Origin of the sequence: Vibrio sp. JC009, from assembly GCF_029016485.1 — a bacterium.
Classification (GTDB): domain Bacteria; phylum Pseudomonadota; class Gammaproteobacteria; order Enterobacterales; family Vibrionaceae; genus Vibrio.
Genome location: NZ_CP092106.1, coordinates 2,318,499 through 2,340,477, shown reverse-complemented (window position 1 = coordinate 2,340,477; position 21,979 = coordinate 2,318,499). Strand labels below are relative to the sequence as shown.

At 46.5% G+C, this 21,979-nt stretch carries 22 protein-coding genes; 14 read left to right on the top strand and 8 right to left on the bottom strand.

Annotated features, from left to right (window positions below):
- The first annotated feature begins 30 nt into the window (after positions 1-30).
- The 12 genes from L3Q72_RS10370 (at position 31) to L3Q72_RS10315 (ending at position 9,091) form a co-directional block, all read left to right on the top strand.
- A complete protein-coding gene (locus tag L3Q72_RS10370; RefSeq protein WP_275129873.1) occupies positions 31-525 on the top strand; it encodes a chemotaxis protein CheW in 495 nt (164 codons plus the stop codon).
- The gene (locus L3Q72_RS10365; protein WP_275129872.1) at positions 525-1,034 is read left to right on the top strand and encodes a DUF2802 domain-containing protein; all 510 of its coding nucleotides are present in this window, start codon (positions 525-527) and stop codon (positions 1,032-1,034) included. Before L3Q72_RS10370 ends, L3Q72_RS10365 begins: the two co-directional genes overlap by 1 nt.
- A gap of 181 nt (positions 1,035-1,215) precedes the next feature.
- Positions 1,216-1,833, top strand: a complete 618-nt coding sequence (gene ccmA, locus L3Q72_RS10360) for a cytochrome c biogenesis heme-transporting ATPase CcmA (RefSeq protein ID WP_275129871.1) — start codon at positions 1,216-1,218, stop codon at positions 1,831-1,833.
- Position 1,834: 1 nt separating this feature from the next.
- Entirely contained in the window at positions 1,835-2,503 is a 669-nt protein-coding gene (gene ccmB / locus L3Q72_RS10355; RefSeq protein ID WP_275129870.1) for a heme exporter protein CcmB, read from the top strand.
- 91 nt (positions 2,504-2,594) lie between these two features.
- The gene (locus tag L3Q72_RS10350; RefSeq protein WP_275129869.1) at positions 2,595-3,350 is read left to right on the top strand and encodes a heme ABC transporter permease; all 756 of its coding nucleotides are present in this window, start codon (positions 2,595-2,597) and stop codon (positions 3,348-3,350) included.
- Position 3,351: 1 nt separating this feature from the next.
- A complete protein-coding gene (ccmD, locus tag L3Q72_RS10345; RefSeq protein WP_275129868.1) occupies positions 3,352-3,558 on the top strand; it encodes a heme exporter protein CcmD in 207 nt (68 codons plus the stop codon).
- Positions 3,555-4,040, top strand: coding sequence for a cytochrome c maturation protein CcmE (gene ccmE / locus L3Q72_RS10340; protein WP_275129867.1), 486 nt, complete (start codon positions 3,555-3,557; stop codon positions 4,038-4,040). The genes ccmD and ccmE overlap by 4 nt, the downstream gene beginning before the upstream one ends.
- Positions 4,037-5,995 carry a heme lyase CcmF/NrfE family subunit gene (locus tag L3Q72_RS10335; RefSeq protein ID WP_275129866.1) on the top strand — a complete coding sequence of 653 codons (1,959 nt, stop codon included), beginning with the start codon at positions 4,037-4,039 and terminating at the stop codon, positions 5,993-5,995. The genes ccmE and L3Q72_RS10335 overlap by 4 nt, the downstream gene beginning before the upstream one ends.
- A gap of 1 nt (position 5,996) precedes the next feature.
- Complete coding sequence (locus tag L3Q72_RS10330; RefSeq protein WP_275129865.1) at positions 5,997-6,551, top strand: DsbE family thiol:disulfide interchange protein; 555 nt, start codon at positions 5,997-5,999, stop codon at positions 6,549-6,551.
- A complete protein-coding gene (locus tag L3Q72_RS10325) occupies positions 6,548-7,027 on the top strand; it encodes a cytochrome c-type biogenesis protein (RefSeq protein ID WP_275129864.1) in 480 nt (159 codons plus the stop codon). The genes L3Q72_RS10330 and L3Q72_RS10325 overlap by 4 nt, the downstream gene beginning before the upstream one ends.
- Positions 7,027-8,247 (top strand): c-type cytochrome biogenesis protein CcmI, encoded by a 1,221-nt coding sequence (gene ccmI, locus L3Q72_RS10320; RefSeq protein ID WP_275129863.1) that lies wholly within the window; start codon positions 7,027-7,029, stop codon positions 8,245-8,247. Before L3Q72_RS10325 ends, ccmI begins: the two co-directional genes overlap by 1 nt.
- A gap of 67 nt (positions 8,248-8,314) precedes the next feature.
- Positions 8,315-9,091, top strand: a complete 777-nt coding sequence (locus L3Q72_RS10315; RefSeq protein WP_275129862.1) for a VacJ family lipoprotein — start codon at positions 8,315-8,317, stop codon at positions 9,089-9,091.
- Between the two features lie 309 nt (positions 9,092-9,400).
- Here the strand turns inward: L3Q72_RS10315 and L3Q72_RS10310 are convergent, their stop codons facing one another.
- The 4 genes from L3Q72_RS10310 to L3Q72_RS10295 form a co-directional block, all read right to left on the bottom strand.
- Positions 9,401-10,651 (bottom strand): outer membrane protein transport protein, encoded by a 1,251-nt coding sequence (locus L3Q72_RS10310; protein ID WP_275129861.1) that lies wholly within the window; start codon positions 10,649-10,651, stop codon positions 9,401-9,403.
- A 385-nt stretch (positions 10,652-11,036) separates the two neighbouring features.
- On the bottom strand, positions 11,037-12,248 hold the full coding sequence (locus tag L3Q72_RS10305) for an outer membrane protein transport protein (protein ID WP_275129860.1): 1,212 nt from the start codon (positions 12,246-12,248) through the stop codon (positions 11,037-11,039).
- 252 nt (positions 12,249-12,500) lie between these two features.
- Positions 12,501-13,214, bottom strand: coding sequence for a DUF3379 domain-containing protein (locus L3Q72_RS10300; RefSeq protein ID WP_275129859.1), 714 nt, complete (start codon positions 13,212-13,214; stop codon positions 12,501-12,503).
- Positions 13,207-13,713 carry a sigma-70 family RNA polymerase sigma factor gene (locus tag L3Q72_RS10295; RefSeq protein ID WP_275132096.1) on the bottom strand — a complete coding sequence of 169 codons (507 nt, stop codon included), beginning with the start codon at positions 13,711-13,713 and terminating at the stop codon, positions 13,207-13,209. The genes L3Q72_RS10300 and L3Q72_RS10295 overlap by 8 nt, the downstream gene beginning before the upstream one ends.
- Before the next feature lie 628 nt (positions 13,714-14,341).
- Between L3Q72_RS10295 and fadI the strand changes: the two genes are divergently transcribed.
- On the top strand, positions 14,342-15,649 hold the full coding sequence (gene fadI, locus L3Q72_RS10290; RefSeq protein WP_275132095.1) for an acetyl-CoA C-acyltransferase FadI: 1,308 nt from the start codon (positions 14,342-14,344) through the stop codon (positions 15,647-15,649).
- A complete protein-coding gene (gene fadJ, locus L3Q72_RS10285; protein WP_275129858.1) occupies positions 15,649-17,763 on the top strand; it encodes a fatty acid oxidation complex subunit alpha FadJ in 2,115 nt (704 codons plus the stop codon). Before fadI ends, fadJ begins: the two co-directional genes overlap by 1 nt.
- 129 nt (positions 17,764-17,892) lie before the next feature.
- Here the strand turns inward: fadJ and crr are convergent, their stop codons facing one another.
- From crr to cysK, 4 genes are all read right to left on the bottom strand, one after another.
- The gene (gene crr, locus L3Q72_RS10280; RefSeq protein ID WP_275129857.1) at positions 17,893-18,402 is read right to left on the bottom strand and encodes a PTS glucose transporter subunit IIA; all 510 of its coding nucleotides are present in this window, start codon (positions 18,400-18,402) and stop codon (positions 17,893-17,895) included.
- A 44-nt stretch (positions 18,403-18,446) separates the two neighbouring features.
- On the bottom strand, positions 18,447-20,171 hold the full coding sequence (ptsI, locus tag L3Q72_RS10275) for a phosphoenolpyruvate-protein phosphotransferase PtsI (RefSeq protein ID WP_275129856.1): 1,725 nt from the start codon (positions 20,169-20,171) through the stop codon (positions 18,447-18,449).
- A 152-nt stretch (positions 20,172-20,323) separates the two neighbouring features.
- On the bottom strand, positions 20,324-20,581 hold the full coding sequence (locus tag L3Q72_RS10270) for an HPr family phosphocarrier protein (RefSeq protein ID WP_275129855.1): 258 nt from the start codon (positions 20,579-20,581) through the stop codon (positions 20,324-20,326).
- 301 nt (positions 20,582-20,882) lie between these two features.
- Entirely contained in the window at positions 20,883-21,851 is a 969-nt protein-coding gene (gene cysK / locus L3Q72_RS10265; RefSeq protein ID WP_275129854.1) for a cysteine synthase A, read from the bottom strand.
- Between the last annotated feature and the right edge of the window lie 128 nt (positions 21,852-21,979).

The window sequence follows — 21,979 nt, the reverse complement described above, 5'->3', positions numbered from 1 at the left end:
TTGTCCGTAGTGACGCAAAGAGGATAAATCATGTCTCAAGTGAATGAAGTAGAAGCTAAAAAAGACCAAGCGAATGATGAAGTACTTCAGTGGGTAACATTCCAACTGGAAGAAGAGACTTACGGCATTAACGTAATGCAGGTTCGTGAAGTGCTGCGTTACTCCGAAATTGCACCGGTTCCGGGTGCGCCGGACTACGTGCTGGGTATTATCAACCTGCGTGGTAATGTTGTGACTGTTGTGGATACCCGTTCCCGCTTCGGCCTGATGGAAGGTGAAGTAACAGATAACACCCGTATCATCGTTATCGAATCAGAGCGCCAGGTAATTGGTATTCTTGTAGACAGCGTGGCTGAGGTGGTTTACCTGCGTTCATCTGAAATCGACACAACGCCAAGCGTTGGTACTGATGAAAGTGCTAAGTTTATTCAGGGTGTAAGCAACCGTGACGGTAAGCTTCTGATCCTGGTTGACCTGGACAAGCTTCTTACTGACGAAGAATGGGCTGAAATGGCGCATCTGTAATGGATGAAATGCTGGTTTCTGATTTGCTGCCGTTTGTTGTCGGTGGCTGTGCTTTAGTTCTGCTCCTGACTCTGGTTGTCTGGCTGAAAGGGCGTAAACAGACGCAACATGCTGCTGATGCTCAACGTCAGGCAACAAGGCAGATGGAGAAAGAACTGCAGAAGGCGAATAATCAGTTGCTTGAAGTTCGCTCCGTTGTTGTGGGATTAGGCCAGAAGGTATCAGAGCAGCAGGATGTGATTCTGCATCTTTCTGAAAGGGTTAACGAACTCGAACACGCCGATGCTGACAGCCGGTTATATTCACGCGCAAGCAAGATGGTTCAACTGGGTGCTGACCTTGATGAACTTATCGAAGAGTGTGAACTGCCAAAAGCAGAAGCTGAGCTGATGATGTCTTTGCAGAATAAAATCGCCGGTAAAGAGAGTGTTCCGCCTTTAAGCCGGGGCTCAGCTGCACCAGCGAAACGAAAAGCTACACAGCAACGGCCTCGTGCAGTAAAAAAATAAAATCATAAAGGGAGCTTATTAGCTTCCTTTTTTTGTTCAGCTCAATTATATGCTACTGATACAATTTTCTATTTTTGTGATAACACCGATAAAGGGAAGTTAATTACAGTGGGATATACCCTATATGCCATCTAAAAGCTTGTGCTAATATGGCTTTTCTATTTTTTATCTTGATGAATTCATGTTAGAAGTTTCAAATCTTACAGCTATCAGAGATGAACGGGTTCTTTTTGAAGATCTCTCTTTCTCGATCAAATCTGGCGAAATAGTCCAAATTGAAGGCAGAAATGGTACAGGTAAAACAACCTTACTAAGAATTATTTCCGGTCTCGGAGACAGAGACGCGGGTGAGGTATTCTGGAACGGGCAGTCAACGGTAAGTGAGAGGGATGCCTTTCATCAGGACCTGCTGTTTTTAGGACACCAGACCGGTGTAAAAAGAGAGTTAAGCGGATTTGAGAATCTGGCTTTCTATCAGTCGATTCATCAGGCCAGTTCAGATAAAGAAAAACTCTGGTCTGCGCTTGCTCAGGTTGGGCTTGCCGGGCGTGAAGATGTCCCGGTTGCTCAGTTATCTGCAGGTCAGCAGCGCAGGGTGGCTTTAGCCAGACTCTGGATTAGCAAGCAGCCGTTATGGATTCTTGATGAACCTCTGACTGCGATTGACAAACAGGGTGTGAAGGTACTGGAAAACCTGTTTCTGAACCATGCTGAAAATGGCGGAATTGTTATCCTGACAACCCACCAGGATATGTTTGAAGACTCACCAAAACTTAGAAAAATAAAATTGGGTGACTAGTATGCTTAGCCAAATGATCGCCATTATCCGCAGGGAACTTTTGATTGCTTTCCGCCGTCAGGCAGACATTCTTAACCCGCTGTGGTTTTTTATTATCGTAATTACACTATTTCCTCTCAGTATCGGTCCTGAGCCAAATCTATTGGCACGAATTGCAGCCGGGATAATCTGGGTAGCAGCTCTGCTGTCGGTGCTTCTGTCTATGGAGCGTCTGTTTAAAGATGATTTCCAGGATGGCGCTCTTGAGCAGATGATGCTGTTCCCGATACCGCTGCCTCTGGTGGTTATCTCTAAGGTAATTGCTCACTGGCTGCTTACCGGTCTGCCTCTGATTCTGATTAGCCCGATTCTGGCGGTATTGCTTTCTCTGGATTTTGAAACCTGGAAGACGGTGGTTCTGACCCTGCTTGTGGGCACACCAACCCTGAGCTTTATCGGTGCTATCGGCGTTGCACTTACAGTGGGGCTGCAAAAGGGCGGGGTGCTGCTTAGTCTTCTGATATTGCCGCTATTTATTCCGGTTCTGATTTTTGCAACATCTGCGATTGATGCTGCCAGCCTGGGTATGGCTTACAATGGTCAGATTGCAATTATGGCGGCTATGCTGGCCGGTTCAGTGACCCTGACTCCTTTCGCAATCAGCGCAGCGATTCGCGTAAGTGTGAATTAGACTTTTTAGTTAATACCTTAGAGGTATATTGTTTAGACTAAAGTATCTGGATAATTAGTTAGTTTATTTTAAAGCAAGAGTGAGAGAGACAATGTGGAAATGGCTCCACCCCTATTCAAAACCTGAAACGACTTATCGTTTGTGTGGAAAACTGCTTCCCTGGTTCGCAGTTATCACTGTTTTACTTGTGGGCTCAGGGACTCTTTGGGGACTGATGTTCGCGCCTTCTGATTACCAGCAGGGTGACAGTTTCCGCATTATCTATATCCATGTTCCTTCGGCAATATGGTCAATGGGTGCGTATATGTCCATGGCGATTGCTGCCTTTATCGGTATCGTCTGGCAGTTGCGTCTTTCAAATATGGCTGCTGCGGCTATGGCGCCTATTGGTGCCGTCTTTACCTTTATCGCTTTGCTTACCGGTGCCATCTGGGGTAAACCTATGTGGGGAGCCTGGTGGGTATGGGATGCCCGCCTGACATCAGAGCTTATTCTTCTGTTCCTTTACCTGGGTGTTATTGCGCTGTATCACGCATTTGACGATCAGAAAACAGCGGCTAAGGCGGCGGGTATTCTGGCAATTGTGGGTGTTGTGAACCTGCCGATTATTCACTTCTCAGTGGAATGGTGGAATACCCTGCATCAGGGAGCAACAATTACCAAGTTTGATAAACCTTCTATTTCCGGAAATATGCTGTGGCCGCTTCTTCTGAATATCTTCGGCTTTGCATGTTTCTTTATCACTCTGACCCTTGTCCGGTTCAGAAATGAAATTTTGTCTAAAGAGAGTCACAGGCCCTGGGTTCAGGAACTTGTTTCCGATAAACCAGTGATTGGGGATAAGTAGTATGCATTTTGAGAATTTATCTGAGCTGTTTTTTATGGGCGGTTATGGCGCCTATGTATGGAGCGCGTATGGCATTACCTTCCTCGCTCTGTTTATTCTAGTCTGGAACAGCGTATCCACCGGAAAGAAAACAATGAAAGAAATAAAGGCTAAACAGGCGCGTCAGGCGCGCATTGAAGCGGCTAAGAATCTGGAGAACACCCTATGAACCCAAGACGTAAAAAGAGGCTCGGGCTTCTTCTTGCTCTGTTTTTCGGTGTAAGTGCCACTGTGGGACTTATCGTTTATGCACTGAATCAGAACATGGATCTTTTCTATACACCGACAGAGATGGTTTACGGTAAGCCAGACGGCAGTAAACCTCAGGTGGGTCAGAGACTGCGTATCGGCGGTATGGTTGTTGAAGGGACGGTAAAACGCGATCCTTCTTCTCTGAAAGTCAGCTTTGATCTGGCTGATGTGGGCCCGGCGGTCACTATCGTTTATGAAGGTATTCTTCCGGATCTGTTCCGTGAAGGGCAGGGCATTGTTGCTCAGGGTGTGATGACCGACGCGAAAACGATTGAAGCCTTTGAAGTACTGGCGAAGCATGACGAAGACTACATGCCGCCTGAAGTTGCTGAAGCTATGGATAAGGTGCACGCACCGCTTGAGTACAGCAAAGAACAGACGGAAGGAAGTGCCCAATGATAGCTGAGATTGGTCACTTTGCTCTGGTAGTCTCACTGGCGTTTTCGGCACTGCTTAGTGTCCTGCCAATGATTGGCGCTTCCAGACAGTCAGCCGTCCTGATGGGCTCGGCACGTCCTCTTTCCTGGGGCATGTTCCTGACGATGCTGCTGTCGTTCTGTATTCTGCTGTGGGCTTTCTACAGCAACGATTTTACTCTGAGCTATGTTGCCAGCAACTCGAACTCAGAGCTGCCATGGTATTACCGCCTGACAGCCGTCTGGGGAGCTCACGAAGGTTCATTACTGTTATGGGTGCTGATTCAGGCTGGCTGGACGGTTGCTGTTGCAAGCTTTAGCCGTGGTATGCCTCAGGAGTCAGTGTCCCGCGTATTGGCGGTAATGGGCATGATAAACGTAGGCTTTTTGCTGTTTATCATCATGACTTCTAACCCGTTCTTAAGAACGCTGCCATTCTTCCCTATTGATGGCCGTGATCTGAACCCCTTGCTTCAGGATCCGGGACTGATTATCCACCCGCCGATGCTTTATATGGGTTATGTTGGATTCTCGGTAGCCTTTGCTTTTGCTATTGCATCACTGATGACGGGCCGTCTGGATACCGCATGGGCACGCTGGTCACGTCCGTGGACAATTGCAGCATGGCTGTTCCTGACTCTGGGTATCGCACTTGGTTCCTGGTGGGCGTACTACGAACTGGGCTGGGGCGGCTGGTGGTTCTGGGATCCGGTAGAAAACGCCTCCTTTATGCCATGGCTTGCCGGTACAGCGCTGATGCACTCACTGGCTGTGACCGAAAAACGCGGTACCTTTAAAGCCTGGACTGTGCTTCTGGCCATATCGGCATTTTCACTAAGTCTGCTGGGGACATTCCTGGTACGTTCCGGCATTCTGGTTTCGGTACACTCCTTTGCGTCAGACCCTGCCAGGGGAATGTTTATCCTTGCCTTCCTTGTTGTGGTTATCGGCGGTTCATTGCTGCTGTTTGCCACCAAAGGCGCTGCTATCAGGGTAAGGAGTAACTTCGAGCTCTTCTCAAGAGAGAATGCGCTGCTGGCGAACAACATTCTGCTTGTGGCTGCTCTGGTTGTGGTGCTGGTGGGTACAACTCTTCCGCTGGTTCACAAGCAGCTGGGACTGGGCTCGGTTTCCATCGGTGCGCCATTCTTTAATATGCTGTTTATGTGGCTGATGATCCCGTTTGCCTTCCTGCTGGGTATCGGTCCTCTGATCCGCTGGAAGCGTGACAACCTGAGCAGCATGATTAAGCCAATGCTGGTTTCTGGTGTTGTTTCGGTTGTACTTGGCGTGGCTATGGTTGCCCTGCTGGGTGACGGTTTCTCTGGTGTGGCTCTGCTTGGCTGGGTAATGGCACTCTGGATTATCTTCCTGCACTGCTATGAGGTGTATCAGAGAGCAACTCACCGTCATAGCTTTGGCGTGGGTATCAAAAAGCTGCAACGCAGTTACTGGTCAATGATCTTGGGCCATATCGGTCTGGCGGTTACCGTAATCGGTATCACAATGGTGCAGAACTACAGTGTCGAAAAAGACATTCGTCTTGCACCGGGTGAGAGCTTTAAGGTACAGGAGTACAACTTCTACTTTGCCGGACTGAAAGACAAGAACGGGCCTAACTATGACGGCTACGTGGCTGACTTTGAAATCACCAAAGAAGGTAAGCTGGTGACTATGCTTCATGCTGAGAAGCGTTTTTACCGCAACGCCCGCTCTATGATGACAGAGGCTGCTCTGGATCCGGGCTTTACCCGTGACCTGTATGTGGCTATGGGTGAGCGCCTTGGCGATGATGGTGCCTGGGCGGTAAGAATCTACTATAAACCATTTGTACGCTGGATTTGGGCAGGCAGTCTGTTCATGGCTTTGGGAGGCGTGATTTCAATTAGCGATAAACGCTACCGCTTCCGTAAAAAAGCAAAGGCAGTAGAGGCATAAGATGAACAAGAAAGTTTTATTTATACCACTGGTACTTTTCTTATTACTGACGATTCCGTTGCTGACGCAGTTGTTCAAGAACGCCGGTGGCGATGATCCGACGAAACTGGAATCGGTACTGGTTGGTAAAACCGTACCTGTATTTAAGCTGGAAGATCTTGCCGAGCCGGGCAAGTTCTACGATCAGTCTGTATTTAAAGGCGAGCCACTGCTGCTTAATGTCTGGGCAACATGGTGTCCGACCTGCTATGCCGAGCACCAGTACCTGAACCAGCTGGCTGCTGAAGGCGTTAAGATCATCGGTCTGAACTACAAAGATGAGCGTGACAAGGCGGTGGGCTGGCTGAATGATCTGGGTAATCCGTATCTGATCAGTCTGTTTGACGGCGACGGTATGCTTGGTCTGGATCTTGGCGTATACGGCGCACCTGAAACCTACCTTATCGATGCCAATGGCGTGATTCGTCACCGCCATGTGGGTGATGTTAACCCGAATAACTGGGCGGAAAAACTAAAGCCTATGTACCAGGAGATGCTTAAGGAGGCAGCGCAATGAGAAAGTATCTGTTAGCCCTTTTAAGCAGTTTTCTGCTGGTAACCTCAGCTTCTGCTGCCATTGATGTGTTTGAGTTTGATAATGAAGAGCAGGAGCAGCAGTTTAAAGAGTTGAGCGCACAGTTAAGATGTCCTAAGTGTCAGAACAACGCTATCTCAGACTCTAACGCTGAGCTGGCTCAGGATCTGCGTAAGAAAGTGTATGAGATGACCAAAGAGGGTAAGGACTCTGATGAAATCGTCGAATACATGATTGACCGCTATGGCAACTTTGTGACTTACAAACCACCATTTACGGCTGCAACGTCGATTTTGTGGCTAGGTCCGTTCGCTGTGGTTTTGCTGGGTTTTGGTATTATCGTTTACCGTAGCAGAAAGAAAACGGTGAAGGTAAAAGCGGCTCAGAACTGGGATGAAGATAAAGAAGCCCGCCTGAAAGCACTTCTGGAAGAAGATGAAAACGGAGATAAGCAGTAATGACACTATTTTGGTTATCAACCGTTTTAATTCTCTTAGCTTCTGCGGTGGTTATCGCTTATCCGCTGTTTAAGCCGAAAAGTTTTAACGACGATGCAAGACGCGATGAACTGAACAAAGCCTTCTTTAAAGACAGGCTGAGCGAGCTTCAGGAAGAGGCTGATAAGGGCGTGATTACAGACTCTGACGAGCTTGTGGCGGATCTGAAACAGTCGCTTCTGGATGATATTCCTCAGGATGAGAAAGCTGTTGCCGGACAGGGTGATGTGAAACCTATGCAGGTATTTATTCCGTCACTAATTGCACTTGTTGCTATCTCTTATGGTGTATTCTTCACATACGGCAGTCTGGATAAGGTGAATGACTGGGAAGAAGTGGTATCTAACCTTCCTGCATTGACTAAGAAGTTAATGTCGCCAACTGATGACCGTCCGTTATCCGATGATGAGATGGCCGATCTTAAACTTGGCCTGAGAACTCAACTGCATAAAACGCCAACCGATGCCAACGGCTGGCTGCTGCTTGGCAGAATTGCTCTGTCCGATCAGGACGGAAATACGGCGATGGATGCCTTTAAAAAGGCCTACAAGCTTGATCCTGAGAACCCGGATATACGTCTTGGCTATGCGCAGTCTATGATGGTGTCACCTAACGAGTCTGAGAGAGCGGTAGCGAAATCTATGCTTATCGGACTGTTGCAGGACAATTATGTAGACCTGAGAATCTACTCGCTTCTGGCATTTGATGCCTACCAGAACCAGGAATATGCGGGCGCTGTTCGCTACTGGAGAATGATGCAGCAGATGATTGGACCGGAAGATTCCCGCTATGCCATGCTGGAAAGAAGTATCTCTAATGCTGAGAAGCAACTGGGTCAGACTGTTGGCACGGCTAAGGTGCCGGTGACCATCAATCTGCTGGAAGGTGTTGATGTTGGCTCAAATGGCGTACTGATTGTATCTATCCATGATGAGAGCGGCTCACCGATCCCGGTTGCTGCAGCCCGTTACCCTGCAGGCAGTTTCCCTCGCACAGTGTTGCTGGATGAAGGCAATGTAATGATGGATGGTCAGAGTTTATCGTCTCTGAAAAACATCATTGTAAGAGCCCGTATCGACGTTGACGGTGACGTGGTCAGCAAGGAAGGTGACTGGCATGGTGAGAGTGCGGTGACAAAACTGGGTGAACAGGTTGAAATTTTAATCAATAAACAGTATTAATATTCGCATAGCTTGGTATTAGGCTGGCTTTTTAGCCAGCCTTTTTTCTGGAATGCATAAAATTAAAATGAAGTTGTCTAGTTTAAAAATCTTATCTGCCACACTGCTGTTATCTGTGATAACCGGCTGTTCGTCCGCACCTGATGCGCAAGACGTGGAAGCATCTGAAGATCACTCTACGGATGTAAGTGACCCCTTTGAGGGATTTAACCGCAGCATGTGGAGCTTTAACCACGATGTGCTGGATCCGTATGTAGTGCGCCCTGTGTCTCTGGCTTACGTGAACTATACCCCTAAGCCGGTTCGTACCGGCATTTCCAATGTATTATCGAACCTTGATGAGCCATCCAGTATGGTCAACAACCTTTTGATGGGGAACGGTAAGCAGGCACTGAACAATTTTAACCGTTTCTGGATAAACTCAACTTTTGGTATTTTCGGTCTTATCGATTTAGCCGGTGCTGCCGGGATCCCAAAGGAGGGAGACCGATCCTTTGGTGATGCTCTTGGCCATGCCGGGGTAGGAAACGGCCCATACCTGATGATTCCGGCCTATGGCCCTGCCACAACCCGTGATGTAGCCGATACAGTCGATACCATGTATTTTCCGCTCTCTTACCTGAACTTCTGGACCGCACTTGGCAAATGGACCTTCCAGGGCATGGAGTCCCGCGCAGCACTGGTTTCTCAGGAACCTATGCTGGATGCTTCTCCTGACAGCTATATCTTTACCCGGGATGCCTATATCCAATATAGCAACTATAAGGCTGAGGTTGAGCCTGAAGAGGTGTTTGATGAGGATGAGGAGGATTATCTGGATGATTATATGGATGAGTTGGAGTAGTCGGGGGTAATGGGTTATGAGGTTATGAGGTTATGAGGTTATGAGGTTTTAGGTGCAGGTAGAAGGTGTTGTATGTACCTTTTCTATCTTTGTTACGTTTTTCAATTGCAGAAAAGGCCGTAAATATTTTCCGGGAGGAATAGTATTTACGGCCTTTTTTATAAGCGTCGCTCTTATTGAGGTCATTCCTGCGGAGGCAGGAATCTTCAGTCAGCGGGTTGTAGAGTTAGCGGTTTACCTTGTTTCTACAGCGCGCAGAAAGCAGATCCCCGCCTTCGCGGGGATGACAACATTAAGTTTGGGTTGTTCTTAGAACTTGTAGCTTGCCTGTGCACCGAACAGTGTCACTGTGCTGGAAGTTGTACCGGTAAAGCTTGTACCTAAAGTAGTGTCACTCTCGGTTACAGTAGCGTCTTCACCAATGATGTAAGTCATACCGAGATCTAAGGTCAGATTTTCGGACCAGTCATAACCGGCACCAAGACTTAGCCAGGTACGATTAGTATCAGGAATAGTGATGCTGCGTGTTTCGTCATTTACAGCTTCCATATCGTAAGCGATGCCTGTACGAAGCTTCAATTTAGGGTTTAACTGGTATGTTGCACCAAGCGCGAAGCGGTAGTTATCGTCCCAGTTTTCTTCTTTAATTAATCGTGCGCCGTCTACACCATCATTATCGATATATGCTTCAAGCCTTTCAAAGCTACTCCAGTCAGTCCAGTTAATACTTCCGTGCACAGCCAGCTTTTCTGTTAACTGATGGAAGCTGGCAAGTTCAGCGGTAGCTGGCAGAGTGAGTGGAAGGTAACCAGTTGAACTTGTGGTAAAGTCACCAAAGAAACCATAACCAGTAGCTGTACCTTCAAGCTTTAGTTCTACTTCAGATTTATAAGCAAAACCAATACGGTGATTTTCATTGATCTGCCAAGCTGCACCTAATTGCCAGCCCCAGTCTGTCGTATCCCCTTCAACGTATTTAAGAGTCTGACCACCCGCTACATTGGTTGTACCTGTAGCTCCAACCTTACCTTCAGCCATTACGTAACGAATACCACCGCCGATGCTAAAGCGTTCGTCAATTTTATAACCAAGGTTAAGGTTTGCTTCACTAGTTGTGATTTCAGCTTGATCGCCATATTGGCTTGCTTCAAAGGAATCTCCCAGGGTCGTTTCCATGGCGAAGTTAGTGCCAATAGCAAGCCCTGCTGTAACCTGATCGTTGATCTGGTAAGAAGCATATAAATTAGGTATTAAACCGTCAGAAGCGTAATCGCTAGACGACGTTGTGCCATAGGTACTTTCTGTACCCTCAATATCCACATCAGGATCAACATAAACCCCACCAGCAGAAACCTGAATACCGTCAAGGTAGGTAAGCATTGCCGGGTTGCGCCACTGTGCGCCGGCGTTATCTGCCATTGCGGCTTCACCAGCGTACGCTCGGCCAAGGCCGGTTGCTGAGTATTCGGCTAGCTGGAAGCCAGCTGCATTGGACGTTGCACTAAAAGTAAGAAAGCTACCGGCAACGGTAAGGGCAAGTAATGTCTTATTTGTTTTCATAATATGTTCGCTGAAATCGATCTTTGTCTGCCACTTCTGCACCATATAACGGACCACTGACCTTGCTATACAGGGCATCCAGAAGAGGGTAATAGTAAATTCAAGTGATATAAGAGGTGTGAATTCTAAGAACTGAGTAATTACTTTAAAATCAAAATGAAATAAAAGTGTAAAATACAGATGCATTATCTATTATTTACACAAGCTACAGCGATATATTCTAGAGTTAATATTCTAAAAAAATAATTTCAGCGAACAGATGTGCGATGGGATGGGGGTTTTAGGCAACAGGTGTAGGCTGAATTCAGTGACTGGTCGTACCAGAAAACGAAAAAAGGGCTGATAAATCAGCCCTTTTGGTGTCTTGCTAACTGCAATCTTTAGCTTAGAAGCTGCGGCTGTATTGTAAGCCGACTATGATTGCGTCTGCGTGGGTTGTGCCTTCGATCGTTGTACCAAGAGTCGTTGATTCACTCACTTTCACGTCTTCGCCTAACAGGTATGTGAAACCAAAATCAACATTTGATTTTTCAGTCATGTGGTAAGTGAAGCCTGTTGAGAACCACTGACGATCAGAGTCTGGAACTGAAATAGAGGTCTCGGCATCTTGCGCACTTGTATCGTACATATAGCCTGCTCGTAGTGTCCAGTCTGCATCCAAATAGTATGTACCACCGATAGAATAGTGCATGCCATTCTGCCAGTTGTAGGTATTGATAGTACCACTATTATCTGATTTTAGTACGTCAAAAGAACTCCACCCAATCCACTGCACACTATAATGAACTGCGAAGCTGGAATCTTCTATTTTGTGGAAGCCAGAGAATTCAATAATGTCAGGTAGTGGCATATAGATGGTATCACTTGCGTTCACAGAGCCAGCTGCTAGGTTAGTAACAGTGCCATCTGCTTCAAGCTCAGGGCTGTAGTGATATGCCAGTCCAAAGCGGTTATTTTCATCTAGCTCATAGACAGTACCTAGATTAAAGCCTACCGCCCAACCATCAGCATCAATATCTACTAGGGTAGTGTTGCTTGAAGTTAGTGTTCTTTTGAATTTTCCTGAACCATAGATAAGATCAAGGCCAGCACCAACACTCCATTGGTCATCAATACGATAAGAACCAGCTAAGCCTATGTTGAAGCTTTTTACATCAGTCGAACCACCAAATTCCCCGGCAACATAATCGTCAGAAAATTCGGTCTTGGTGCCAAAGTTAGTGTACGCGTTAACACCCCAAGCAAACTTATCATTAACAGGAACAATAAGGTGTAGGTTTGGTGCGATTGATGTATCTCCGGCATCGTCATAATTCGCAGAAGCTACGCTAGTATAAGTAGCATCTTTAACTTCAATTAAAGAAGTAATACTAACAAAACCCAGAGACATCGAAGTCTCATCAAACAACGCCATAGTCGCAGCATTTCGCGCCATAGAAGAAGCGTTATCCGCAATAACAGCATCACCTGCAAAAGCGCGGCCAACGCCGGTAGCAGACTGAGAATTTAGCTGGAAACCAGCAGCAGAAGCTTGCTGTGCAACCAGAGCAACCGCTGCAGCAAGAATAGATTTTTTAAATAGACGCGAGTTAATCATTAAGAGTTTTCCTTTATGTCGCCTTGAGAGTCTGGGGGCGCTGATATTTTGCACGCGATAATATTCTTATTTATATAGATAAGAAATCCGACCATTGTCTAATATGCAGAGAAATTATTAAAAATGGCGGTTAAATGAGGTGAAAAGCATCCGAAAAGACAAGAAATAGAGTTTTAGCTCTATTTTTAAAAGATCCCGGATAATTGCTTCACAATTTCCGGGATAACTAAGGTGGAGTTTGGGGAGTGCTGGCTAATTTGCTTTTATCATAGGCTTTAACACACCAGCGATCTGGCTGATATTTTCTCCTTCGCTACCAACTAAAATCATGCTGGAGTTTTCAACGGGGATAACAACGCCGGACATGCCATCCTTGTTAAAATCAACGCCTTTATCGGAACTGATATTAGTGACAAACAGTGTAACGCGTCCCTTTTCTCCCTGGAAAACCATATGCAGAGCATTAGACTGCCCAAATCCGCAATGATTTAAATAGTAAACGTGATACGGGAAAGTTTCGGTAAACTGGTAGGAAAAAGGGGCCAGTTTGGCGTTAATCTGCTTTGAACTTACCTCTTCGTCTAATTTGTCGGTAAAGGGAGACTCATGAACGACGTGTTCCATAGCGGTATCGGCAAGGCTTGCGTAAGCAGGAGGCGCAAGCAAAGGTCCCCAGTTTATCTGGCCGAGCAGAATGCCGGCAATAAATGCGACTGATGCCGCCATAGCCAGGGCTCGCTGACTGAAAGAAGCCGGGCGTGGTCTGGTTGTCTGACTGAACAAAATTTTATCAGCCAGATCGTCAGGCACATCCACTTTAAATGCTTCCTCTATCTGTGCGTCCAGACTTAAAACATCTTCTGCAAAACGTTGATTAATCTCGCTCTCTTCTATCGCCTGTGTAATCTGCTCGTCGCGGTATTTAGGCTCCGACAGGATATGACGACGGAATTTCAAATCATCCATTTTGAAGCCCCCTTTTGCTTTCTTTTGTATCTAGTAATTCTTTTAACTGGTTTCGTGCTCTGAATAGTCTGGTCATCACGGTATTTTTATTTAGCCCGAGAATTTCTCCGATCTCATCGCCACTAAATCCGCCAATCACCTGAAGAAACAGAGGCTCCCGGTAATCCAGATCCAGTTTCATAATCTGAGATTGTAGCCACTGCTGCTGGTGATGGCTATCGTCGCTCACCTTGGTATCACCATGATGATCGTCAATATCCACCAGATCCAGCTGCTTTCTTTCAAAGCGCCTGGCGTTCTCCCGGCGAAGAATGGTAATCAGCCAAGATTTAACGGCCTTATCATCCTGAAGGCTATCAAGTGATTTCCATGCACGCAGACAGGTCTCCTGAACCAGATCTTCAGCAACTGCTTTATCTTTACACAACCAGTAGGCGTAACGGTAAAGATCCCTGTGATAAGCCCTGACAAGGGCTTCGTATTTTCTATGCTTGTCCATATCAGAGTCGACCGGACTTGCTGACTTTTTCTTTCCTAAAAAACGGATTATTGGCACTTTTGCCCCCACTTTTTGCTCCGGGCTGGATGTGGTGGGTGGTTTTCGATAAGCAGACCTTCTTTGCCATGGATGGCAAAGTAGAGCTACATGGATGTATTTATGCGTGTCTGCTTAGCGAAAATTACCCTCCACGTCCTCTTCACTTGAACCAAATCAACCATAAATTGATCTAATTCAAAATCTCAGTTGTATATGGAGTTATAGTAAGCCTTGTCATCTAATCGGTTCTTGTAACCGATATGTTGAGCAAGATGACACTTCCTTTTGAAGGCTGACTTTACTTTCTCCTAATCAGGAAACTGATTAATTTCAATTGGCGTAAGTTAATTGTTTTATAGAATTCCAACCACACACTAATGTGTGGTTTTTTTTTGTCTCAGATCCACCCTTTAGTTTATTTAACAAACCCCGCTATTTCTATTTTCTTCTTATATTGTTTTTATTCCCCAAAATACATTGAGTTATAGAAGCTGATGTTTGTCTAATCACGTTTTTTAAACGCACGTTTGAGTCTGGTAACATTTTCGTTACAATGTGCTTAATGACAGCAGAACAGGATGGAGAAACCATGAGCAGGCAGGAAGTCAGGACTCGCTCCGGAGAGAGAATTGCAATTGTCGCCGGTTTAAGAACCCCATTTGCCAGACAGAGCACTGAGTTTGCTCAGGTTCCGGCGGTGGACCTCGGTAAAATGGTGGTTAATGAACTGCTGACCAGAACAGAGCTTGCGCCGGAAATGGTGGAGCAGGTGGTTTATGGTCAGGTTATCCAGATGCCCGCTGCACCAAATATTGCCAGAGAGATAGTACTGGGTACCGGGATGAAGGTCAGTACTGATGCGTACAGTGTTACCAGAGCCTGCGCAACCAGCTTTCAGGCTTCGGTGAATATTGCTGAGAGCATTATGGCCGGGAATATCGATATAGGTATTGCCGGTGGTGCTGACTCATCTTCTGTTCTTCCTATCGGGGTATCCAAAAAGCTGGCGGCCAGCCTGATTGCCTTAAGCAAAGCGAAAACTCTGGGCCAGAAACTCAGTATCGCCAAACAACTCTCGCTGAAAGATCTTGCTCCTGTTCCTCCTGCTGTTGCCGAGTATTCCACCGGCCTTTCCATGGGGCAGACTGCTGAGCAGATGGCTAAAAGTTACGGGATCAGCCGAAGCGATCAGGATGAACTGGCACACCGCTCCCATACGCTGGCCTCTCAGGCATGGAATGAAGGCAAGATCCGTGATGAGGTGATGGCAGCCTTTCCTGAACCCTATAAAAAGTGGATAGATCGGGACAACAATATTCGCCACGACTCCAATTTGGAAAGCTATGCCAGACTCAGACCTGCTTTTGATAAAAAGTTTGGTTCAGTAACCGCTGCCAACAGCACTCCGCTTACCGATGGCGGCGCGGCAATTCTTCTTATGAGAGAAGGCAGGGCGAAGGAGCTGGGGATGGAAGTGCTTGGTTATATTCGTTCTTACGCTTTTACCGCCAATCAGGTTTCCCACGATATGCTGATGGGGCCTTCATACTCAACGCCGCTTGCCCTTGAAAGAGCGGGGATTGAACTTTCTGATTTGGATTTAATTGAGATGCACGAGGCTTTTGCTGCGCAGACGCTGGCGAACGTAAAAATGTTTGCCAGTGATAAATTTGCTCAGGAAAAACTGGGCCGATCAAAGGCTATCGGTGAAATCGATATGGATAAGTTTAATGTTCTGGGCAGTTCGATAGCGTATGGGCATCCATTTGCTGCAACCGGGGCGCGGATGATAATTCAGACGCTAAGAGAGCTAAAGCGCCGTGGAGGCGGCTTAGCATTAAATACTGCCTGTGCTGCTGGTGGCTTGGGTGCGGCAATGGTATTGGAGGCTGAATAATGAGCGAAATAAAATCACTGCAGCTAAAAATAGACGAAGATAAGATTGCCTGGCTGACGCTGGATGTTGCTGATGAGTCGATGAATGTGCTCAGGGCCGATTCCATCACTGAAATGGAAGAGTTTCTGTCTGAAATAGAAAATGGCGATAAAGAGGTTGCTAGCATCGTTATCTGCTCAGGTAAGCCGGATAGCTTTATTGCCGGTGCGGATGTGCGCATGCTGGATGCCTGTCAGTCTGAAAAAGAAGCAGAAGAGCTGGCGAGAAGAGGTCAGCTGGTATTTGATCGTATTAGCGCCCTGAAATGCCCGGTAGTGGCGGCTATTCATGGCATCTGCCTTGGTGGTGGTCTGGAGATGGCGCTTTCCTGTGATTACCGGATCTGCTCTGATGACGATAAAACCCGTTTAGGTCTGCCTGAAGTACAGCTGGGACTCTTGCCTGGCTCAGGTGGCACTCAAAGGCTGCCAAGGCTGATCGGGCTGCTTCCTTCACTGGATATCATCCTTACAGGAAAGCAGGTCAGAGCGAAAAAAGCGAAGAAACTTGGCCTGGTGGATGAAAGTGTTCCTCAAAGCATCTTATTGGACGTTGCAAAGCAGTATGCGCAAAAGCCTAAGCGCAAGCTGAAGACGACCGGTAAAGAGCGTCTTATGTCCCGTAATCCGCTGGGAAGAAAAGTGATTTTCGATCAGGCTGCGAAGCAGGCGTTTAAGAAGACAAGGGGCAACTACCCTGCCGCTGACGCAATTCTGAAGGCTATCCGTTATGGCCTGCAAAATGGCATGAAGAAAGGCTTGGAGTATGAAGCTCAGGAATTCGCAAAGCTGGTGATGACATCTGAGTCGAAGGCTCTGCGCTCCATATTCTTTGCTACAACCGAAATGAAAAAGGATTCAGGGTCAGATGCCCCCGGCAGAAATATCAAAAAAGCCGCTGTTTTAGGTGGTGGTTTAATGGGGGCTGGTATTGCCCATATCTCTGCTGCTAAGGCTAAAGTGCCGGTGAGGATAAAAGATATCTCCAACGACGGGGTACTGAACGCTTTGCAGTATAACTACAAGCTGTTTGATAAGCAGCGTAAAAGACGAATACTCAGCAAAGCACAGTTACAGTCAAAGATGATGATGTTATCCGGCGGAGTGGATTTCAGCGGTTTCTCCGCTGCAGATATTGTGGTGGAAGCGGTATTTGAAGATCTGAATCTGAAACAAAAAATGGTGCAGGATATAGAAGAAAACGCCAAAGCAGAGACTATCTTTGCAACTAACACTTCTTCGCTCCCAATCCATCAAATTGCAGAAAAAGCGGCAAGGCCGGAAAATATCATTGGCCTGCACTATTTCAGTCCGGCCGAAAAAATGCCTTTGGTGGAGGTCATTCCTCATGAAGGTACATCCGACGAAACCATCTCCACAGTGGCTGAGTTTGCCCGCAAGCAGGGTAAGACACCAATTGTGGTAAAAGATAAGGCCGGATTTTATGTAAATCGCATTCTTGCTCCGTATATGAACGAAGCCGCCCGTATCCTGATGACAGGAGAGCCGATAGACGCGCTGGATAACGCCTTACTTAACTTCGGCTTCCCGGTTGGCCCGATAAACCTGCTGGATGAAGTTGGTGTGGATATCGGTGCCAAAGTCATGCCGATACTGGTCGATGAGCTGGGTGAACGCTTCCGTGGTCCGGAGGATGTGTTTGACAAACTGCTTAGCGATGACCGAAAGGGCAGAAAAAGCGGCAAAGGCTTTTATATCTATAAAGGTAAAGACAAGAAGGTTGATACCGGCGTTTATACCTTGTTACACCTGTCACCAGAACGAAAACTATCTGAACAAGATATCGCTTTGAGGTGCGTTTTCCCACTACTAAACGAAGCCGTCCGATGCCTGGACGAAGGCATCATCCGCTCAGCCAGAGACGGCGATATAGGCGCCATCTTCGGCATAGGCTTCCCGCCATTCTTAGGCGGCCCGTTCAGATATATGGACCAGTTTGGCTTAGAGGCACTGGTTGAAAAAATGAATCAGTTCGCAGAGAAGTACGGGGACAGATTTGCGCCTTGTGACGGGATATTGACCCGGGCGGGGGAAGGGGGGAGGTTTTATGAATAGCGGCCCTGGGCCCTAGGTTTCTGGCTCTGGGAAAGAGCAAAAAAGTATCTCTTTCCCAGGGCCGAGGGCCAAAAATAAAAACAAAAAAGCCCGCAAAGCGGGCTTTTTATAATTACTTTCTAAGTAATCTTATTTAGTAACACGTAAAACAGGCGTTTCACCAACTGTTACAGAACCAGCAAGTTTGTTCAGCTCTTTGATTTCGTCCATGTTAGAAATAACAACTGGAGTTAGAGTTGATTTTGCTTTTTCTTCAAGGAAAGCAAGGTCGAATTCGATCACTGTGTCGCCAGCTTTAACTGACTGACCTTCTTCAGCGATGCGAGTGAAACCTTCACCCTTAAGCTCTACTGTATCGATACCGAAGTGAACAAATAGTTCAACACCGTCGTCAGACTCGATAGAGAAAGCGTGGTTGGTTTCGAAGATCTTACCGATAGTACCATTTACAGGAGCTACCATTTTGTTGCCTGCAGGCTTGATTGCGATACCGTCACCAACAATCTTTTCTGCAAATACAACATCTGGCACATCTTCGATATTTACGATCTCACCAGATAGTGGTGCGATGATATCAATTGCTCCTGCATCCGCGCTGTCGTCAGATACAAGCTTCTTAAGTTTGTCAAACAGACCCATGTCGTGCTCCTAAAGGTTTAGTCTTATTTCACTGAATTATAATATCAGTTTGATTTTTCTGCGATAAATTTTTCAACATGAGCTTCAATTTCAGCAGCAGTCGCCATTTGTAGTGCTTCATCAGCCATAGCTTTAACTTCTGCGTAGTTCGCATTACGAACAACTTTCTTAATGCGAGGAATTGAAATGCCACTCATACTGAACTCATCCAGGCCCATACCCAGAAGAAGTAGAGTTGCGCGCTCATCGCCTGCAAGCTCACCACACATACCTGTCCACTTGCCTTCTTTATGAGAAGCGTCGATCACTTGCTTGATTACTGTAAGTACAGCAGGTGATAGTGGGTTATACAAGTGTGAGATAAGCTCGTTACCACGGTCTACTGCAAGAGTATACTGGGTTAAGTCGTTTGTACCAATACTAAAGAAAGAAACTTCTTTCGCAAGGTGGTGTGCGATAGCTGCAGCAGCTGGAGTTTCAACCATTACACCGATTTCGATTTCTTCGTCGAATGCAAGGCCTTCAGCGCGTAGTTCCGCTTTGTATTCTTCGATAGCTTTCTTCAGTTCGCGGATTTCTTCAACAGAAATAATCATCGGGAACATGATGCGAAGCTTACCGTGAGCAGATGCACGCAGAATACCACGTAGCTGATCTTTCAGGATTTCACGACGGTCAAGGCTGATACGTACTGCACGCCAGCCAAGGAACGGGTTCATCTCTTTTGGAAGATCCATGTATGGCAGGTCTTTGTCACCACCGATATCCATAGTACGGATGATAACGGACTGGCCATTCATTGCTTCAGCAACTTCTTTGTACGCCTGGTACTGCTCTTCTTCAGTAGGAAGTGCTGTACGGTCCATAAACAGGAACTCAGTACGGTACAGGCCAACACCTTCACCACCGTTACGGTTGATACCGTCACAGTCTTTAACAGTACCGATGTTACCGCACACTTCTACGTGGTGGTCATCCAGTGTTACTGCTGGAAGATCTTTCAGCTTAGCCAGCTCTTCTTTCTCAGCAAGGAATGCGTCGCGGTTTGCTTTTGCTTCAGCAAGTTCTGCTTCAGAAGGGTTGATCACGATCTTGTTGTTGATTGCGTCAAGAACAAGAGTGTCACCGTTCTTCACCTGAGCCGTGATGTCGTTTGTACCAACAATCGCAGGAAGCTCAAGAGAGCGAGCCATGATAGATGTGTGAGAAGTACGGCCACCGATGTCACAAGCGAACCCAAGAACATAGTCAAGGTTGATCTGTGCAGTTTCAGATGGAGTCAGGTCGTAAGCAACCAGGATTACTTCTTCATCGATATCAGCAAGAGAAACAATGTTGATACCAAGAGCATTCTTAACAAAACGCTTACCGATATCACGGATGTCTGTTGCACGCTCTTTCAGGTATTCATCATCCAGAGACTCAAGAGCAGATGCTTGCTCTTCGATTACTGTGTGAATCGCGTTGTCTGCGTACAGCTTGTCATTTTTGATTAGTGCAAGGATTTCTTCTTCAAGTTCTTCATCTTCAAGAAGCATGATGTGGCCTTCGAAGATAGCTTCTTTTTCTTCGCCTAGAGACTCTAGTGCTTTTTGTTTTACAACTTCAAGCTGCTGTGATGACTTGTTACGAGCGTCGAAGAAACGCTGAACTTCCGCTTCTACCTGATCGTCAGCAATAGTGCCAGTGTTAAGAACAATTTCGTCTTCTTGAAGTAGTAGTGCTTTACCGTAAGCAACGCCTGGGGATGCTAGAATTCCTGAAATCATAGCCTTACCTTAGATTGGTTGTGTAATAGGTGCGTGGGGGATGGTTATCTAAGCTGACGCTGACAGCTTGTCAATATCCATATTTTTATATAGCTTGAATGCAGACAAAGCCATTTTGTCATACAAAATGGCTTTGTGAGCGGAAGCTTTTATTAGTCTAGCTTGTCCATAAGAGCAACTAGGTGATCTACAGCTTGCTGAGCTTGTGGGCCTTCAGCTGAGATAGTTACTACAGTACCTTTTACCAGGCCAAGAGTCTGTAGCTTGAATAGGCTTTTTGCGCTAGCGCTTTTGCCGTTAGAAGTTACGTTGATGTCTGCATCGAAAGACTTCGCTTCTTTAACGAACTGAGCCGCTGGACGAGTGTGAAGACCGTTTTCTGCAGTGATTTCTACTTGCTTCTGATACATGTGATATACCCCAATTGATTTATTTTATGTTTGTTTGTAACTGATTTAGCTTACTTATCTGAAGATTATCCTGCCTTAAATTGCGTCTCAAATCTTAGAAAGAAGCAAATTGTTACAACTAAATTATGCCGAAATACTCAGGTGAGCTTTCAACTAAATTTGTATTCTAGCTGTATTATTTTGAAGCTAGAAATAAAAGATGGGTTGATATTACCAAAGGTGAGGAGAGGATCAATAAAAAAGCCCCGTTTCGGAGCTTTTTTTATTGAAAGTTTGATGTAAGCACGTATATGTTACAAAATTATTGCTGGTTCTCTTTTTCGGTAAATAGTCCTGAAAACAAGGCTGTACTTAAATATCGTTCACCAGAACTAGGTAAAATTGTAACAATTTTTTTACCTTTAAATTCTGGTAATTCAGCAATACGATTTGCAGCTACAACGGCTGCACCGGATGAAATTCCGGCCAGAATGCCTTCCTCTTCCATCAAACGGCGAGCCATTTCGATAGCTTCTTCAGAAGTTACCGTCTCTACGCGATCTAATAGTTCAAGGTCCAGGTTGCCCGGAATGAACCCGGCACCAATGCCCTGAATTTTGTGTGGTGCCGGCTGAACGTCATCCCCCGCAAGTACCTGAGTGATAACAGGTGACTCTGCCGGTTCTACGGCCACCGATGTAATCGCTTTGCCTTTTTCACCTTTGATATAGCGAGATGTGCCAGTAATAGTACCGCCGGTACCAACGCCTGCTACAACCACATCAACTTCACCGTCAGTGGCTTCCCAGATCTCAGGGCCGGTTGTTTTTTCGTGGATTTCCGGGTTAGCCGGGTTTTCGAACTGCTGAAGCAGGATGTATTTCTCAGGAGCGCTGGCGACGATCTCTTCTGCTTTAGCAATCGCCCCCTTCATTCCTTTTGCCGCTTCCGTCAGCTCAAGGTTAGCGCCCAGTGCTTTTAGCAGCTTACGACGCTCAAGGCTCATGGACTCAGGCATGGTCAGAGTCAGCTTATAACCACGTGCCGCTGCAACAAATGCCAGCGCGATACCTGTGTTACCACTGGTCGGCTCTACGATTTCAACGCCGGGCTTTAGCTTGCCGCTTTTTTCTGCATCCCAAATCATGTTTGCGCCGATACGGTCTTTAACAGAGAAGCTTGGGTTACGCGCTTCAACTTTCGCCAGAACGTTGCCGTTACTTACTTTATTAAGACGGACAAGGGGAGTGTTACCAATGGTTAAAGAGTTGTCTTCGTAGATTTTGCTCATAACTGTAATCCTTCTTCGCACCGGAAGATGCTGTTCATGTTTGATGAATATGGGGAAAGAATACGACGCGGAGGAAAAGGGGGAAAAGATCAGATGGTTATATGATATGTAGAAGAGTGAGGATGGGC

Coding starts and splice junctions, on each gene's coding strand:
- ccmI (WP_275129863.1), top strand. CDS start 7,027: ATGACACTATTTTGGTTATCAACCGTTTTAATTCTCTTAGCTTCTGCG.
- ccmE (WP_275129867.1), top strand. CDS start 3,555: ATGAACCCAAGACGTAAAAAGAGGCTCGGGCTTCTTCTTGCTCTGTTT.
- crr (WP_275129857.1), bottom strand. CDS start 18,402: ATGGGTCTGTTTGACAAACTTAAGAAGCTTGTATCTGACGACAGCGCG.
- ccmD (WP_275129868.1), top strand. CDS start 3,352: ATGCATTTTGAGAATTTATCTGAGCTGTTTTTTATGGGCGGTTATGGC.
- L3Q72_RS10325 (WP_275129864.1), top strand. CDS start 6,548: ATGAGAAAGTATCTGTTAGCCCTTTTAAGCAGTTTTCTGCTGGTAACC.
- L3Q72_RS10330 (WP_275129865.1), top strand. CDS start 5,997: ATGAACAAGAAAGTTTTATTTATACCACTGGTACTTTTCTTATTACTG.
- L3Q72_RS10300 (WP_275129859.1), bottom strand. CDS start 13,214: ATGGATGATTTGAAATTCCGTCGTCATATCCTGTCGGAGCCTAAATAC.
- ptsI (WP_275129856.1), bottom strand. CDS start 20,171: ATGATTTCAGGAATTCTAGCATCCCCAGGCGTTGCTTACGGTAAAGCA.
- L3Q72_RS10365 (WP_275129872.1), top strand. CDS start 525: ATGGATGAAATGCTGGTTTCTGATTTGCTGCCGTTTGTTGTCGGTGGC.
- ccmB (WP_275129870.1), top strand. CDS start 1,835: ATGCTTAGCCAAATGATCGCCATTATCCGCAGGGAACTTTTGATTGCT.
- L3Q72_RS10270 (WP_275129855.1), bottom strand. CDS start 20,581: ATGTATCAGAAGCAAGTAGAAATCACTGCAGAAAACGGTCTTCACACT.
- L3Q72_RS10370 (WP_275129873.1), top strand. CDS start 31: ATGTCTCAAGTGAATGAAGTAGAAGCTAAAAAAGACCAAGCGAATGAT.
- fadI (WP_275132095.1), top strand. CDS start 14,342: ATGAGCAGGCAGGAAGTCAGGACTCGCTCCGGAGAGAGAATTGCAATT.
- L3Q72_RS10350 (WP_275129869.1), top strand. CDS start 2,595: ATGTGGAAATGGCTCCACCCCTATTCAAAACCTGAAACGACTTATCGT.
- cysK (WP_275129854.1), bottom strand. CDS start 21,851: ATGAGCAAAATCTACGAAGACAACTCTTTAACCATTGGTAACACTCCC.
- L3Q72_RS10295 (WP_275132096.1), bottom strand. CDS start 13,713: ATGGACAAGCATAGAAAATACGAAGCCCTTGTCAGGGCTTATCACAGG.
- L3Q72_RS10315 (WP_275129862.1), top strand. CDS start 8,315: ATGAAGTTGTCTAGTTTAAAAATCTTATCTGCCACACTGCTGTTATCT.
- L3Q72_RS10305 (WP_275129860.1), bottom strand. CDS start 12,248: ATGATTAACTCGCGTCTATTTAAAAAATCTATTCTTGCTGCAGCGGTT.
- L3Q72_RS10335 (WP_275129866.1), top strand. CDS start 4,037: ATGATAGCTGAGATTGGTCACTTTGCTCTGGTAGTCTCACTGGCGTTT.
- ccmA (WP_275129871.1), top strand. CDS start 1,216: ATGTTAGAAGTTTCAAATCTTACAGCTATCAGAGATGAACGGGTTCTT.
- L3Q72_RS10310 (WP_275129861.1), bottom strand. CDS start 10,651: ATGAAAACAAATAAGACATTACTTGCCCTTACCGTTGCCGGTAGCTTT.
- fadJ (WP_275129858.1), top strand. CDS start 15,649: ATGAGCGAAATAAAATCACTGCAGCTAAAAATAGACGAAGATAAGATT.